Genomic DNA, 15,089 nt, shown 5'->3' with positions numbered 1-15,089 from the left:
ATTTTTAATTTCATCACTACGTAGTCTTTTATGATTAGGTCTTTTACCCAATCTTCGTCTGAAATCATAATATTTAAATCAGATGAAGAAATTAATCACTATATGCTTTTCTTTTTTTACTTATATCTACGCAGGAGCACAAGACCTAAATTCTGTATCTATTGATCAACAGATTAATGATGGATTCAAGAACGCTACAGATTGGTTTGTACATGCAATTTTTGCTGAAATACCCATAACTTCGCAAGTTGGGATACCTTGGGTTTTGGTTGTTTTATTAGTAGGAGCTTCCTACTTTACAATTTATTTTAAAGGGATTAACTTTAGAAGCTTCTGGACTTCTATAAACATCGTTAGAGGGAAATATGATGATTTAGAAGCTTCAGGAGACTTAAAAGTTTCGGCATCAGTTCATACGATAGAAGGGGATCAGCCCGATACGCTAAGAGTAGAGGGCAAAGACGGAGAAGTAAGTCATTTTCAGGCATTAACTGCCGCTTTATCTGCAACCGTAGGATTAGGTAATGTGGCAGGTGTGGCCATTGCTTTATCTATTGGAGGTGCTGGAGCGACCTTTTGGATGATCTTGGTTGGTTTTTTAGGAATGGCGTCTAAGTTTGTCGAGTGTACATTAGGAGTTGCGTATAGAGAAATTGACGAGAACGGTACCGTGTATGGTGGCCCAATGTATTACTTAAGCAAGGGTTTAAAAGAGAGAGGATTTACTACACTTGGAAAAGTGTTGGCTGTGATTTTTGCTATCATGTGTGTAGGTGGGTCTTTTGGAGGCGGTAATATGTTTCAGGCCAATCAAGCATTTAAACTCTTTGAACACGTAACTGGCGCCGAGAATAGTTTTATTTATGGTAAAGGATGGCTATTTGGTTTGGTAATGGCGATTTTTGTGGCAATTGTAATTATCGGAGGAATTAAAAAAATAGCTAAGGTCACTGATAAGATAGTACCTTCTATGGTGGTTGTCTACGTGTTGGCAGTAATTATCGTAATATCCATTAATTATAAAGTAATACCTGATGCGATATATGCTATTATTGATGGCGCATTTAGTGCAAAAGGAATCACGGGCGGGGTAGTAGGTGTTATGATTCAGGGATTCAGAAGAGCGGCTTTTTCTAACGAAGCCGGTATCGGATCAGCTTCCATTGCTCATTCTGCTGTTAAAACCAAATATGCTGCCAGCGAGGGATTAGTAGCGCTGTTAGAACCCTTTATTGATACTGTAGTGATTTGTACGATGACAGCCTTGGTTTTGATCATAACAGGGCAAATTCAGGTAGGAGCCGCAATTTCTGATGAGCAAGGCGTATTGCTCACAGCAAGCGCATTAGAAAGTGGTATTTCGTGGTTTCCCTATATTTTAAGTTTAGCAGTTGTTCTTTTCGCTTTTTCATCCATGATTTCTTGGTCTTACTATGGATATCAGGCTTGGTCATATTTGTTTGGAAGAAAAAAATATGTGGAGTATATCTACAAAACGATATTTTGTATCTGTGTCATTATTGGATCGGCAGCCAGTCTTACGGCAGTAACGGATTTTTCGGATGCCATGATTTTTTCTATGCTGGTTCCTAATATGATCGGGCTATTTCTATTAGCGCCCAGAGTGGTAAAAGAACTTCAAAAATATAAACAAGCTATTTCTAATGATGATTTGATTTAAAATGTTTGTTTATTGTATTCTGGCACAAGATTTGATGATATTTTGATAGATAGAATGTATCAAAATCTTGTGTGAGGACATTGGTTCAAAGGACTAAAGATAGTACAGGAGAAGATAAAAAAAACGCTCAAGGAAAACGCTGAGCGTTTTTTTATGAATAACAGTTTAGAGTGTATTTCTTTTCCTATTTTTAGGAGTATTAAACGTCAACTATGGATAGATTACAAGAGTATCTGGAGATCGCTATCGATAAAATTGTCTTTTTTGCTCCAAGAATTATAGGGGCCGCACTAGTATTTTGGATAGGTTTCAAAATTATCAAAAGAATAGTAAAGCTGATAGAAGCTGCTTTAAAGCGTATGAATATTTCAGATACCATGCGCCCATTTTTAATTTCAATAATTTCAGTATTATTGAAAATTGCTATCTTATTCATAGTGATTTCTATTTTGGGAGCAGATCTATCTGGTTTTGTAGCAATTCTCGCGGCGATTAGCTTTGCAATTGGACTTTCGCTTCAAGGTAGTTTGGGTAATTTTGCATCCGGAATATTAATAATGTTTCTTAAACCATATCAGGTAGAGGATTGGATAGAAGTTGATGATAAGTTTGGAAAAGTTCAAGAAATAGGAATTTTTAGTACAACAGTAAAAACCCCAGGTAATAAAATCCTAATTATTCCTAATTCTAAAATTACTGATGATGTTGTTACAAATTATTCAAGAGAAGGAGTGATCAGATTAGAAATAACGGTAACTATGCCGTATAGCGAAGATTTTCCTAAAATAAAACAGATTATCGAAGACACGTTAAAGGCTATAGATAAAATATTAGATAAACCGGTTCCCGAAATAGGAATTGAAAATTTCGATTCGCATAGTGTTTTGATCGCAGTGAGACCGTATGTGAAACCAGATGATTTTTGGGAGGTAACATTTATTGCACATCAAGAAATTAAAAGAGCATTTAGTGAGCATAATATCAAAGTTGCATATTCTGAAGGTGTTGAGCTGGGAACGATTGGAGGTTAGATTTAGCAATTTATTGTGCTTTAAAGAAATCGAATGGCATTTTTTTTGTGGCTTTATGTTTTTAAAACCAATCTCTTCATGAAATCAATTATTGTAAGAACTATATTATTTTTTGTACTTCTGTCTCCCGTAAAAGTCAGTTATAGCCAAAGTACTTTAACCCTGAAAAAAGGAGTGGTAATAGATTCTCTTGCAGTACCTTCTAGCGAAGGCGTGTATAGTATATATCTACCTAAATCTTTTGACCTAAATAAAGGTTGGCCAATTCTTTTTGGTTTCGATAGTACCGGATCGATGAGCTCATTGACCCAACTTTTTAGTAAATCGGCGGAGGAGTTTGGATATATCGTAGTCGTTTCTAATTATGGTGAAAAATTAAGCGTAGATGATAAATCAACTTATGTAGAACTTTTTATAAAACATATAGTCTCTCTTTTTCCTGTTCAAAATAAAAGAATGTATGTTTTTGGTGTAGGTAAAGATGCTCCTCTCAATACTTCTTTACCACTGCTATATAAACAGTTTTATGGGGTTTTGGCAATTGGTGATGGTTATGATTATAAGCTAAAATTGAATAGGAATAGAAATTTCTCATATATCGGAATGGTAGGTGACCAAAATTTCAAATATCAAAATTTCGTAAATACGCACAAATATTTCAAGAAGAAAGGTATCGCTTCTGAAGTTTATGTGTACCAAGGAAACGAAGGATTACCATCAGAAAAAATAATTGCCAAGGCTTTGCCATACTTTACCTTGGATGCTATGATAAAAGGAAATATCCCTAAAGACTCTGTTTGGATTGAAAACGAATATCAAAAAGAACTTAAAGAAGTTGAACTATTAAAAAAAGATGGTAAATATCTTTTGGCATATGATCAATTAGAAAAAATGAGGGATAAATATGATCGATTTTTAGGAGATGAAGAGCTTAAAAATGCACAAAAGGGAATAAGAAAAATTAAATCCTTTAAAAAACAAAAAAGGCTTAGAACTAAGTACAAAAATCAAGAAATATATTTAAGACAGTTTTATGTTTTGGCACTAGACGAGGATATAGTACTTAGTGCTTATGATAATTTAGGATGGTGGCAGTATAGGATACAGGAACTAGACAAATTAAAGAAAGAGAATAATAAATATGCCGGCGATCTGGTGGTTAGAATAAGAGGATTTCTTAAGTATATTCTTTCTGAGTATAAAAAGGAGTTGTCGAGAGACCCCAAGTTAATAGATAAGATGATTTTATTAAATATTCTAAGTACAATAGTGGATAAACATGACTTTGACGCCTATCGAAAAATTATTTCTCTAAGTGTATTAGATGGAGATAATGGAACCGCTCTTTTCTATTTAGAAAAAATGTTGCAAAATGGGTTTAAAGATCTAGAAGCGCTCTACACTATAGAAGGAACTCTTCCTTTAAGAATATCAAAAGAGTATAATGAAATCATTAAAAAACACTTAGGGAGGTCGAAATATTTTTCTTTAGACTGATTGTATATTGCTTAAAAAGGTATTTCATCCTGTTAAATACGCATTTAATCGATATTTTGTTAATAACTTTTTAAAAGCATACCGTTTTGACTTAAAATTTAATATATCTTTATAAAACGTAAAATATAACATGTGTGTTATACAGATTAACGTATCAAGAAATATGACGATATGGATTTGAAATTTTAATTTGGAATACGCATTGGGATAAATTAAGTGTGAGGACATTAGTCTAAAGACCCCAAATCTAATAACTAAAGAGAGTACATAATTTACCCCATAAGAAAAAGCAATCTTTCCCTAGATTGCTTTTCTTTTTATACTACTTCCTAAGTTTGCTTTTCAATTAAGTCAGTAAATTCATCAGTAAAAATGTGGAGAAGTTTTTGTCTGGGCGATACTAATAACTATCCAGAATCATTAAATTTGTGTATTTCATCGATTTTTTAAGTTTTTTATCGGTTAAATTTTTGTGTTAACGATTTTTTTACAATATATTTACGATAACATAAAAATACTGGTGTATGACCAGAATTAACATTTTAAACTGTATGACGATATGGATTTAAAATTTTAGTTTGGAATACGTCAGGGCGCATTAAGTGTGAGGACATTAGTCTGAAAGACCCCAAATCCGGAAGCTAAAGAGAGTACGTAATTTGCCCTAAAATTGATGAAAGCGTTCTGTAAAAGAGCGCTTTTTTAATTTTTTGGTAGTTTGTTCTTATTTGGAAATTATTAAATGCGGAACGTCTTCTAATTTCCAGTCTATTACAAGTCCTTTTGCCAGTGATTGTGCAATTTCTACTCCGTATAAATATTCACATAAATATAAAGCAGCTTCAAAACTTTTGGCTCCTCCTGCAGAGGTAATGTATTTTCCATCGTGAACGAACAAAACTTTTTCCCTTATGTCCAGATCAGGAAACATATTGCGCATTTTATGGATGTCACTCGGAAAAGTAGTAGATACTACGTCATTTAGCAAACCTGCTTTAGCTAGCACAAAGGCACCATCACAATGCGAGGTTATGTAAGTAGCTGTCTGATCTACTTTTTTAACAAAATCAATCATAGCCGTGTCTTCCAGGTCGGTGTCTAGATGATGTTCTGCACTTGGTACTACCAGAATATCGATTTTTGGTAGTGAATCCTTGAGGTAATTGAAATCTGGTATAATTTTTATACCTTCAAAAGTAGTGATGGGGTCATCAGTGCTAGCAACAGTAAAAACATTCATTTGTTTAATGTTTTTACGGTACTGTGTATGTTGAAAAATATCAAAAGGAGCAGTAAATTCTGTATTGTAGGTACCATCCATAATTAAGAAAGCTACATTATATCGGTTGGGTTCCAGTGTAGGAAATGTTTTTTCTTTTTCAATTATTTGGATCGGCTGTTTCGAGTTCACCTTTGATGTCTCTTTCTCTTTTTCTGTACAACCAATAATTAGAATGCCTACCAATGTAAATAATAAGTACTTTATCATATTTTTTGTTAAAAAGATTTCAATATTTGTATTCTATTTTCTTTATCAACTTTCTGTTTCAGTATAAGTAGCAAAAATATTCCAATTGCAGAAATTGCCGCCATACATAACCAAGCATTATCGTAACCGTATTGATTAATAAATTGCATACCCGAATTATGTCCTAGGATATGGGCCATAGAAAAAGACATGCTATATAATCCCATATAATCCCCTTGCCTTCCTTTTTTTGATCGATCTAATGCAAAGGCGTTTCCAAAAGGAAACGAAATCATTTCTCCAATTGTTGCTATGATCATCCCAATAATGACTATTCCCGCCCAAGGAGTTATTAAAAGTATAGCAAAACTAATTCCCGTCAAGATAAATCCATTAATCACATTTCCAATTTTAGAAAATGAGGTAGATTCTAAATATGCAATCAAAGGCATTTCAAAAATAAAAATGAGTGCCCCATTTAATGCCAATAGTAATCCGATACTTTGTTCGGATAAAAAGTGAACTTCTTCGTAGTATAGCGGAATCGTAGAAAAATATTGAACAAAAATAAATCCGAATAGCGTTAAGGTGACTAGAAAAAGTATATAGTTTTTATCCATATATGCGGGTGTAGGATTATCTACGACAATTTCTTTGTCAATTACTCTGGCTTTTTTAGGATGTAAGGTTTTCATCATAAGGAAACTTGCAATGATACAGGTAATCCCATCTACCCAAAATAAGCCTGCATACCCGACCGCACCAATGATCAAACCTCCCAGAGCAGGTCCCATTGAAAACCCTAGATTTATAGCTAATCTTATAAAAGTTAAGGATCTGGTTTTATTTTCTGGTTTACTATAGGCACTTAACGCAACAAAAAATGCCGGGCGTGCAGCATCAGCAATGGCTATAAGAATAAAAAAACTAATACAAATACTCCAGAAACTAGTAAAATACTGAACGATAAAAAAAGAGATGCCCGTTAACAATAGTGAACCTAAAATTACTTTATAATACCCGATGCGATCACTAAGTTTTCCTCCTAGCCAGGCTCCTAATAAAGAACCCAATCCATAACTGGTCATTACCCAACCAATCTGTCCTAACGAAAAGCATAAATTATTTGATAAATACAAAGACAAAAAAGGGATGACCATAGCTCCCATTCTGTTTATTAGTGTAATAAGAGCTAACCACCAAACTTCTTTGGATAAACCAGAAAAAGTATCAAAATAGGTGAGTAACAGTTTTTTCAATTTGTTGATGGCAGGTTAGTTAAGAAACGATAAAATTAGCTTTTTGCCTAAAAACTAGATGCAATTTTAGAGAATATTAACTGGTTTATTGCGAATGCTTTGTACTTTTGCAAAAAAATAGGGGACAGTGTACAGATTATCTTTTTTATTATTACTATTCTTTGGTCATATTGTGGCTCAAGATTCTACAACTATTAAAAAAATATTGTTGTTTCAGGAAGAGCTAAATAAAGAGTTTGCCTCTGAAGAAAAATCACCATTAACTCCAAAAGATCTTAAGACTTTTAAGGAATTAGACTTTTTTGATATTGATACTACGTATAGTATTTTGGCAAAATTTGTGCGAACACCTTATGAGACTCCTTTTATTATGAAAACTACTACAAATAGAGAGCCTGTATATGTTAAATATGGAGAGGCTCATTTTGTACTCCAGGAAAAAGAGTGGATTTTAAATATATATCAAAATCAAGGATTAAAGACACAAGCTGAGTATGAAGATTATTTATTTCTTCCTTTTACCGATTTGACTAATGGAGAAACTAGTTATGGAGGAGGTAGATTTATGGATCTCAAAATACCAGAAGGTGAAGAAATTCTGATTGATTTCAATACTGCGTATAATCCTTATTGTGCCTATAGTGAAAGATATTCTTGTCCAATACCCCCAGAAGAAAATCATTTGGAAATAAAAATACCTGTAGGGGTAAAAAAGTATAACAAACACGAAGCTAACAGATAAAAAAAGCGCTCCTAGAAATCTTGGAGCGCTTTTAGCATAAACAAACAATATATTAAACTATAATATATTAAAACTTATAGATGGCACCGAGTACAAAAGATGATAAACTCTTTGTAAAATCACCATCATTATCCTGAAAAGTATCCTCAGAAGTAGCATCCAATCTTAATTCAGGTTTAAGTGTAAGGTTGCCAATGTCATAACTGCCTGTAAGTGTAGCAGCAACAACACTTCCGTCTCCGTCAGTATCTGTAACCAGAGCTCCGGCACCACCTTCAAATTCAGCAAAATATTCTCCTCTAAGTCCGATACTAAATTTTTCTGTCGCTTTAAACTGTGGATATAACGCTACCCCATAAAACCCTGATGCATCAGCATCTCCTTGATCTTCTGTAGTTAGATAAGTTGCATTAACTCCTAAGTAAAACTTTTCTGAAAGATCCCATCCTGTCGTTAAATCAACTTGAAAAGTAGGCCCTACTAATCCTGGCTCACCTTCATTTCCATATCTAAAGTTAAGGTATGCGCTACCATTATCAGCAGCATATCCTACCTGAGCACCAAAAATATAGGTGTCAAATGGATTGTTTTCAGTATAATCAGTTGGGTTCATAATGGCTACCATTGCAGACCATTTATCGCTAAGTGCAAAGTCCGCTTTTAGTCCAGTATGTGAAAATGGACCATAAGAGAACATATAAGAAGTAGAATAATTAAAGTTTCCTGTAGGAGAAATTACTTCGTATCCCAGATATGTATTGAAATTACCAAAGGTAAGTTTGAATTTTTCAGTCACATTCCAGTACACATATAACTGGTTAATAATTTGTGCAGAATCTGTCGAGTTAAAAACAGCATCTTCACCTCTTTGACCATATACAAGGTCAGCTACAAATCCTACTTTTTCTCCTTCATAACCAAGAATTACATTGGCCATACCCAGAGCAAATCCTGATTCATTAACAAAAGAAGTGGCAGGTGCTGTAGAATTATCATTTTGTGCCCCAAAATTATATCTGAAATATCCATCTACAGATCCATTAACAGAAAAATTATCGAACCATTTCTTTTCTTCTTCCTCTTGTGCGATTGATGTAAAGCTGAGTAGTGCTAAAGAAAAAAGACATACTTTTTTAAAAAGTTTTGTTACGGTTTTTGTTTTCATAATAAACATTAATTGGTATTAATTTGTTTTTAATTGGAGTTGTAAAACTAGTTCAAAAGTATTTCACCCCAATAAAAAAAGGGGCAATGACTGGCATTTTTATGTATTTTTAATTTTATACCCCCAAAAAATTAGACATTAACGTTTATTTAAAGGTTTTTTAAGAATTTGAAAGTCTATCTTTTATTCGTATTGTTAAATACAATAACAATCTGTAATAATTGTTAGATTTTGATAATGAAAATTACGAAGACCTGAATAGCACGAAATAAAAAAGGCTTATCAAAATCGATAAGCCTAACTTAAATAATAATTTTTTATTAGCTTAAAGCTTGATTACCGTGTTCTTCGGTTCGTATTCTATATGTATTTTGTATTTCGGATACAAATATCTTTCCGTCACCTATTTCACCAGTTTTAGCGGCATCAATAATTGTTCGTACCGTTTTTTCTTCAAATTCATCTGATACAACTAAAGAAAGATATCTTCGTTGTATATCTGATGTACTATAGGTAATTCCTCTATAGACGTGACCTTTTTTTTCGTTTCCAACACCGGTAACATCCCAATACGTAAAAAAATTCACTTCGATTTCGTGCAATGCATCTCGTACTTCTTTAAATCGAGATTTGCGTATGATGGCTTCAATTTTTTTCATATAGGGTTATTTGTTTTAGATTAAAAAATGTTAGGAAGGCTTAATTGGTGCTTTCGGCAATGATTTTTATTTTACCATCCACATACCTAAAAATACTAAAAGAAATCCTATGATAAAAGAACCAATGGTATAAATACCGAAACTTATAAAGTCTCCCGATTTTATGAGGATATGGTTCTCATAAGCAAAAGTAGAAAAGGTTGTCAATCCGCCACAAAATCCTGTAGCAAGTAATAAAACCGAGTTTTGTGATAAGAAATTGTTTTTTAGTGACAGTCCGAGAATAATACCAATGAGAAAGCTACCTAGAACATTGACTGTAAATGTTCCATATGGAATTCCAGAGGTATCACTATTTATATATTTGCTGATCAAAAATCTGGCTACACTACCTATACCACCTCCTATAAAAACCAGTATTAATTGTTTCATTTTGTAGGGTAGTTTGTAAGTGATCAAAAGCTAAAATTCGACTAACTTTTCTCGTCTAATCTTAGCTTTTGAAATTAATATACTATTCTTTTATTGGGATATATATTTCTGTGATCCATTCTGCTGGATTTGGTTGTATGCTTGGATCGGTTCTATATACTTCGAATGCTGGGGATGTTGGATTTGCCTCCATACCGTTATCTTTAATATATTTATAACCTTTATCCCAGGCTTCTTTCAGGTTTACATAATCTCCCTTCAAAGTAATTTTTACCACTTTTTGTTGAGGTAAAGAACCGCATAGAATATTGCTATCGGCTGGGGTTACTACTTCATTCCTAACGGGTATTCCTGTAGAATAAATTGCAGTTCCTTGTTCTTCATTATAATCATTGTAAATGGTAAGAGGCATTCCTGTTTGAGGTAAATTATTTCTTCTTATATATGACATTACAGCTGGTAGCATTTGTCCCATTTTCTCAGAAATTTCTGAGATTGGAGATGCAGTGGCCATATACATATAGAAACCGCCTCTGTGTTCTGTGACTCCATCGACATTTACCGAATATTCTTTCATTTTTTCGTTTACAAATGCATCTAGTTTCTCTAATCCCTCTGCATACATGGGTCTGATACTTTGAGATAGTGTGCTATCTTGTGTCATCCAGAAGGCTTTTTCCATAAAGGATTGTTCTCCCTTCATACCCCAAGTCACTTTAGTTTTTTTATCCTCTAGCTTTTCAAATTCCCAATAAATTTCGCTTTTACTCTCTCCCATTGGAGTTATAAAAGTAATCGTTTGATCGATACTGGTAAATGGCGCTAACTTCACCGTTTTCATACTTCCATCTCCCTGTGTTTCACTTTTCCAGCTATAAGATGCTCCTTTACCGCTCGTCTGGTTACCATATTCTAAAATCATATCATCAGAGTCGTCCATCCAGGGGCCCCATTTCTCCCAGGTTTTGTACTCATTTATGGTATTAAAGAGTAGCTCATCCGGAGCATCGATCACTCTGCTTTCTTCTACCTGAAAAGTGCCATCTGTCATAGCTATATAAGCACCACCCCCGATCACAACAAGTAATAATAGAAAGAATAAATATTTGATGATTTTCATGTTAGTTAGTTTAGATTGTTTCTGTAGCTAATATAATCAATTTTTGAGACGCTTTTTAGATCAAAGATTTTCAAGGAGTTGGCTGTTTCGATCTTTGTGTATTTTAGTTTTAACTCAAAATGAATTTTCAAATCTTGATTTTTTTTATTTCGTTACATTTGCTGAGAACAATAAACATAAACAAATGAAAATTAATCGTATACTATTTTTTATAGCTATAAGTATGATGCTTATAGCTTGTAAAAAAGATCCAAGCATACAGGATCAAATTAATCAACAAGAAACTGCTCAACAAGAAGTTGAAGAAAAATTTGACTATACGGTCGAGCAATTTGCTGATATCAAAGTGCTTAGGTATCAAATTCCCGGCTGGGAAAATCTTTCTTTAAAAGAACAGAAGCTTGTATACTATCTGGTACAGGCAGGTCTTAGCGGAAGAGACATTATGTGGGACCAAAACTATCGTCATAACCTTTCTATCCGTAAGGCATTAGAAAAGGTATATACTTCTTATACTGGAGATAAAACTACAGATGACTGGAAAGCATTTGAAACATATCTTAAACGAGTATGGTTTTCTAATGGAATCCACCATCATTATAGTAATGATAAACTTAAACCCGATTTTGATAAGGAATATCTGATTTCTCTGTTAAAGGAAACCAATACAGAGTTACCTCAGGCTGCGATTGATGTTGTGTTTAACGAAGAAGATGCTAAAAAAGTCAATCAAGGAAAAGGCATTGATAATGTAGCCTTATCAGCTGTTAACTTCTATGGACCCGGTGTGACTAATAAGGATGTAGAATCATTTTACAGTAAAATGAAGTCTCCTAATCCAGAAAAGCCATTATCGTTTGGCCTAAATTCTCAATTGATTAAAGAAAACGGAGAGCTCAAAGAGCGTGTTTATAAATCAGGAGGATTATACGGTGCTGCTATAGATGAAATTATCAAATGGTTAGAAAAAGCACAATCGGTTGCAGAGAATCAAGCACAAGGAGATGCTATAGGATTGTTAATCGAATATTACAAAACAGGAGATTTAAAAACTTGGGATGATTATAATGTTGCCTGGACCAAGGCCACAGAAGGTAATATTGATTATATTAATAGTTTTATCGAAGTATATAATGATCCATTGGGATATAGAGGGTCGTATGAAACAATCGTTCAGATCAAAGATTTCGACATGTCTAAGAAAATGGCGGTATTGTCTGACAACGCACAATGGTTTGAAGATAATTCTCCCTTAATGGATGAGCATAAAAAAGATAGCGTTGTTGGAGTTACTTATAAAGTGGTGACTGTTGCCGGAGAAGCCGGAGATGCCTCGCCAAGTACACCAATTGGAGTAAACTTACCTAATGCCAACTGGATTAGAGCCGCAGTTGGATCTAAGTCGGTATCCCTTGGAAATATTATTGATGCATATAACAATGCGGGTGGATCAGGAAGATTGAAAGAATTTGTTCACGATGAAGAAGAATATGAGCTGGAAGAAAAATATGGTAAATTAGCGGATAAGCTGCACACGGCATTACACGAAGTGGTGGGACATGCATCAGGACAATTGAATCCGGGAGTTGGAGAAACCAAAGAAACGCTTAAAAATTATGCATCTACTTTGGAAGAAGGGAGAGCTGATTTGGTAGGGTTATACTACTTGATGGATCCTAAATTACAAGAGTTAGGATTGGTCGTAGATTGGGAAAAAGTAGGTAAAGCTGCGTATGATGGATATATAAGAAATGGATTGCTAACTCAGTTAATACGTTTAAATCTTGGAGATGATGTAGAAGAAGCACATATGCGTAATCGCCAGTGGGTGAGTGCCTGGGCTTTTGAGCAAGGTGCCAAGGATAATGTTATCGAAAAGGTTACCAGAGACGGAAAAACATATTATAATATTAATGACTATGCAAAACTACGCGAGATCTTTGGTCGTTTATTGCGTGAAACCCAACGTATCAAATCTGAAGGAGATTATAAAGCGGCTGAAGCATTGGTAGAAGGATATGGAGTAAAAGTTGACCAGGCAATTCACGCTGAAGTACTTAAAAGAAACGAGAAGTTTACCGCGGCTCCGTATAGCGGATTTGTTAACCCGGTGCTAGTTCCTGAAATGGATGAAAATGGAGAGATTATTAAGATTAATGTAACTCAACCAAAGGATTTTGTTTCTCAAATGCTAGAATATAGCAAGACCTATGGATTCTTACCTGAAGTGAATTAATAAATAAAAATACTTTAAAATATAAATCACCTTCTGGATGAATCAATCCAAAAGGTGATTTTTTAATTTACGAAGCAATGTCCAGTACTCCAATTTTAGAGAGTTGTTTGGTTATCAAAATTTTGCTTTCGTCATCCAGATCACAATTGATTTTATGGATGGGTAACGGCTCGTTCTTTGTTATCAAGCTGTTTAGAAATGACTCACATTGTATCGGCATAGATAACTTTAAATCGTAGAATTTTACATCAATTTTCTCGCAATTTCTGTTCATTCTAAACTTATTCTTCTCTCGAATTTTAATTTTAGAATCTTTATCAATTTGATCAATATTCACCATCTGGTTCAATTGTCCTTGCGCAATAGGTTTTTGTCTGCTGTAGAAATCGTCGATGATTTCTTCGTCTTGTAGCAATTCTTTAATAAGAGTTATGACAACGTTCGTAACTTCATTTATTTCAGCATTTTTATCATTTTCGTCCATTGTGTGAAATTTGGTAAACTTTCTTAACGGAAGAATAGATTTAGACTTCTCAATTAGAACTTCTGCCAAATGTTCTGCCCAGGTTTTACCAATAATTCCTGTAGTGATGTGTCCAGAGTTTTGATTTGTACAGTAGGCATCGTGTACAATACCTCTAGGAATATATAAGACGTCTCCTTTTTCTAATGTGAATTCGTCAATTACCTTACCAGGAATAAAGGTTTCTTTATTAAAAGGAGTCGTCTTGTCAGCGAGCGGTAAAGCTTGATCATATATGCGCCAGTGTTTAGAGCCTTCAAACTGAAAAATAAAAACATCGTGAGTATCGTAATGAGTGGAAAACCCTTGAGATTTTTTAGGAGTCAGATAAATATTGGTTTGTATACGATGTTTGAAAAAAGTTTCTAACTCATTCGTTAGTTTTCTTAAACTATAAATTTTATTCTGAAGTCCTGACATCACTAAAGTACTTCCATTTTCAAAAGCATTGGAGAATTTCAATGGATCGATAATATCAGAACCTTTTATAGTATATTCCCTAGAGTTGGGTCTTTCTGTTTTAGAATGATCTGCTAACCTAAAATCAGGATGATGATTGGTCAAAGAAAACAAAATTGTATCCAAATCTTTTATCGAGAGTAATTCATCAAAGAAGTTTTTTTCTCTGTTCTTGATAACCAGATGTTTTTTTTCGAAATATTCTTCAAAAAAAGTAGCTGTCGCAACCGGATGTAGTATTTCTTGTAAATTCATAATCTAATGTTTTTAAATAAATGAAGTTTTTCTTTTGGTTAAGAGTATGGTTTGCAAGTGATTTATAAACGAATAGGATTGTGATAAGAACAAGAGGAGAGAATAAAAAGACAGCCGAAAAAAATGAAAATCTTTATCTTTTTTAGAATTATTGTTACAAAACCCGTGGTCATAATTTTAAGACTGGTTTGGATATAACTAATCATAATATAGGAGTTTACTATTATGTTAAAATTACATCGGGATCTAGCGAAAAAAAATACCCAAAAGAGGGTATTTTTCCAGTTACAATTTGATTTTTAGCAACTTTTTTGTTTCCGTAATTAATTAATCTGCATCTGCACAGTTGACACCGGCACCCACAGCATCTCCGCTGTTACTATCGGTACAAATTGGACTATCTGTAGTGCAAGAGGTTGTTACAGCTAATGACGACACTAATAAGGCTGAATAAAAGGTTCTCCTGAAATTGTAGTTTTTGGAAACATTGTCAATTTCGAAATCCGAAAGTTTCAATTTAGTCATAATTAAATAATTTAAAAGTTTCCTAAAGTTACTTGTC

Annotated in this window: 13 protein-coding genes; 5 read left to right on the top strand and 8 right to left on the bottom strand. The window is 33.8% G+C overall.

Going from position 1 to position 15,089, the window contains the following annotated elements:
* Positions 1–82 precede the first annotated feature (82 nt).
* The 3 genes from ACE94K_RS21100 (at position 83) to ACE94K_RS21090 (ending at position 4,209) form a co-directional block, all read left to right on the top strand.
* On the top strand, positions 83–1,681 hold the full coding sequence (locus ACE94K_RS21100) for an alanine/glycine:cation symporter family protein (RefSeq protein ID WP_378177224.1): 1,599 nt from the start codon (positions 83–85) through the stop codon (positions 1,679–1,681).
* Positions 1,682–1,893: 212 nt separating this feature from the next.
* Entirely contained in the window at positions 1,894–2,712 is an 819-nt protein-coding gene (locus ACE94K_RS21095) for a mechanosensitive ion channel family protein (protein ID WP_378177221.1), read from the top strand.
* Between the two features lie 78 nt (positions 2,713–2,790).
* On the top strand, positions 2,791–4,209 hold the full coding sequence (locus ACE94K_RS21090) for a hypothetical protein (RefSeq protein WP_378177218.1): 1,419 nt from the start codon (positions 2,791–2,793) through the stop codon (positions 4,207–4,209).
* Positions 4,210–4,933: 724 nt separating this feature from the next.
* Here ACE94K_RS21090 and ACE94K_RS21085 read toward each other — a convergent pair.
* Together ACE94K_RS21085 and ACE94K_RS21080 are read right to left on the bottom strand one after the other, a co-directional pair.
* Positions 4,934–5,698 (bottom strand): DJ-1/PfpI family protein, encoded by a 765-nt coding sequence (locus ACE94K_RS21085; protein WP_378177215.1) that lies wholly within the window; start codon positions 5,696–5,698, stop codon positions 4,934–4,936.
* 8 nt (positions 5,699–5,706) lie between these two features.
* Positions 5,707–6,936 (bottom strand): MFS transporter, encoded by a 1,230-nt coding sequence (locus ACE94K_RS21080; RefSeq protein WP_378177212.1) that lies wholly within the window; start codon positions 6,934–6,936, stop codon positions 5,707–5,709.
* A gap of 127 nt (positions 6,937–7,063) precedes the next feature.
* On the opposite strand from ACE94K_RS21080, the gene ACE94K_RS21075 reads away from it, so the two are divergent.
* Entirely contained in the window at positions 7,064–7,678 is a 615-nt protein-coding gene (locus ACE94K_RS21075) for a DUF1684 domain-containing protein (RefSeq protein ID WP_378177209.1), read from the top strand.
* 67 nt (positions 7,679–7,745) lie between these two features.
* Here the strand turns inward: ACE94K_RS21075 and ACE94K_RS21070 are convergent, their stop codons facing one another.
* The 4 genes from ACE94K_RS21070 to ACE94K_RS21055 form a co-directional block, all read right to left on the bottom strand.
* Positions 7,746–8,843 carry a porin gene (locus ACE94K_RS21070; protein WP_378177206.1) on the bottom strand — a complete coding sequence of 366 codons (1,098 nt, stop codon included), beginning with the start codon at positions 8,841–8,843 and terminating at the stop codon, positions 7,746–7,748.
* 320 nt (positions 8,844–9,163) lie between these two features.
* Positions 9,164–9,502 carry a P-II family nitrogen regulator gene (locus ACE94K_RS21065; RefSeq protein WP_378177203.1) on the bottom strand — a complete coding sequence of 113 codons (339 nt, stop codon included), beginning with the start codon at positions 9,500–9,502 and terminating at the stop codon, positions 9,164–9,166.
* 66 nt (positions 9,503–9,568) lie between these two features.
* Positions 9,569–9,934: a fluoride efflux transporter CrcB gene (gene crcB, locus ACE94K_RS21060; RefSeq protein WP_378177200.1), complete on the bottom strand. Its 366-nt coding sequence runs from the start codon at positions 9,932–9,934 to the stop codon at positions 9,569–9,571.
* A gap of 82 nt (positions 9,935–10,016) precedes the next feature.
* A complete protein-coding gene (locus ACE94K_RS21055; protein WP_378177197.1) occupies positions 10,017–11,054 on the bottom strand; it encodes a GyrI-like domain-containing protein in 1,038 nt (345 codons plus the stop codon).
* 184 nt (positions 11,055–11,238) lie between these two features.
* Between ACE94K_RS21055 and ACE94K_RS21050 the strand changes: the two genes are divergently transcribed.
* The gene (locus ACE94K_RS21050; protein ID WP_378177193.1) at positions 11,239–13,290 is read left to right on the top strand and encodes a dihydrofolate reductase; all 2,052 of its coding nucleotides are present in this window, start codon (positions 11,239–11,241) and stop codon (positions 13,288–13,290) included.
* 67 nt (positions 13,291–13,357) lie between these two features.
* Here ACE94K_RS21050 and ACE94K_RS21045 read toward each other — a convergent pair whose 3' ends face one another.
* Together ACE94K_RS21045 and ACE94K_RS21040 are read right to left on the bottom strand one after the other, a co-directional pair.
* On the bottom strand, positions 13,358–14,527 hold the full coding sequence (locus tag ACE94K_RS21045) for a cupin domain-containing protein (RefSeq protein ID WP_378177186.1): 1,170 nt from the start codon (positions 14,525–14,527) through the stop codon (positions 13,358–13,360).
* 327 nt (positions 14,528–14,854) lie between these two features.
* Positions 14,855–15,052, bottom strand: a complete 198-nt coding sequence (locus ACE94K_RS21040) for a hypothetical protein (RefSeq protein ID WP_378177183.1) — start codon at positions 15,050–15,052, stop codon at positions 14,855–14,857.
* Positions 15,053–15,089: the final 37 nt, after the last annotated feature.

The sequence above is a fragment of the Aquimarina besae genome, from assembly GCF_042434905.1.
Classification (GTDB): Bacteria; Bacteroidota; Bacteroidia; order Flavobacteriales; family Flavobacteriaceae; genus Aquimarina.
The sequence above is the reverse complement of the archived record's forward strand: the minus strand, read 5'-3'. Positions and strand labels throughout refer to the sequence as shown.

What these genes read in the sequence shown, in the direction of transcription:
- ACE94K_RS21100 (WP_378177224.1), top strand. Translation starts at nt 83, where the DNA reads ATGAAGAAATTAATCACTATATGCTTTTCTTTTTTTACTTATATCTAC.
- ACE94K_RS21095 (WP_378177221.1), top strand. Translation starts at nt 1,894, where the DNA reads ATGGATAGATTACAAGAGTATCTGGAGATCGCTATCGATAAAATTGTC.
- ACE94K_RS21090 (WP_378177218.1), top strand. Translation starts at nt 2,791, where the DNA reads ATGAAATCAATTATTGTAAGAACTATATTATTTTTTGTACTTCTGTCT.
- ACE94K_RS21085 (WP_378177215.1), bottom strand. Translation starts at nt 5,698, where the DNA reads ATGATAAAGTACTTATTATTTACATTGGTAGGCATTCTAATTATTGGT.
- ACE94K_RS21070 (WP_378177206.1), bottom strand. Translation starts at nt 8,843, where the DNA reads ATGAAAACAAAAACCGTAACAAAACTTTTTAAAAAAGTATGTCTTTTT.
- ACE94K_RS21065 (WP_378177203.1), bottom strand. Translation starts at nt 9,502, where the DNA reads ATGAAAAAAATTGAAGCCATCATACGCAAATCTCGATTTAAAGAAGTA.
- crcB (WP_378177200.1), bottom strand. Translation starts at nt 9,934, where the DNA reads ATGAAACAATTAATACTGGTTTTTATAGGAGGTGGTATAGGTAGTGTA.
- ACE94K_RS21055 (WP_378177197.1), bottom strand. Translation starts at nt 11,054, where the DNA reads ATGAAAATCATCAAATATTTATTCTTTCTATTATTACTTGTTGTGATC.
- ACE94K_RS21050 (WP_378177193.1), top strand. Translation starts at nt 11,239, where the DNA reads ATGAAAATTAATCGTATACTATTTTTTATAGCTATAAGTATGATGCTT.
- ACE94K_RS21045 (WP_378177186.1), bottom strand. Translation starts at nt 14,527, where the DNA reads ATGAATTTACAAGAAATACTACATCCGGTTGCGACAGCTACTTTTTTT.
- ACE94K_RS21040 (WP_378177183.1), bottom strand. Translation starts at nt 15,052, where the DNA reads ATGACTAAATTGAAACTTTCGGATTTCGAAATTGACAATGTTTCCAAA.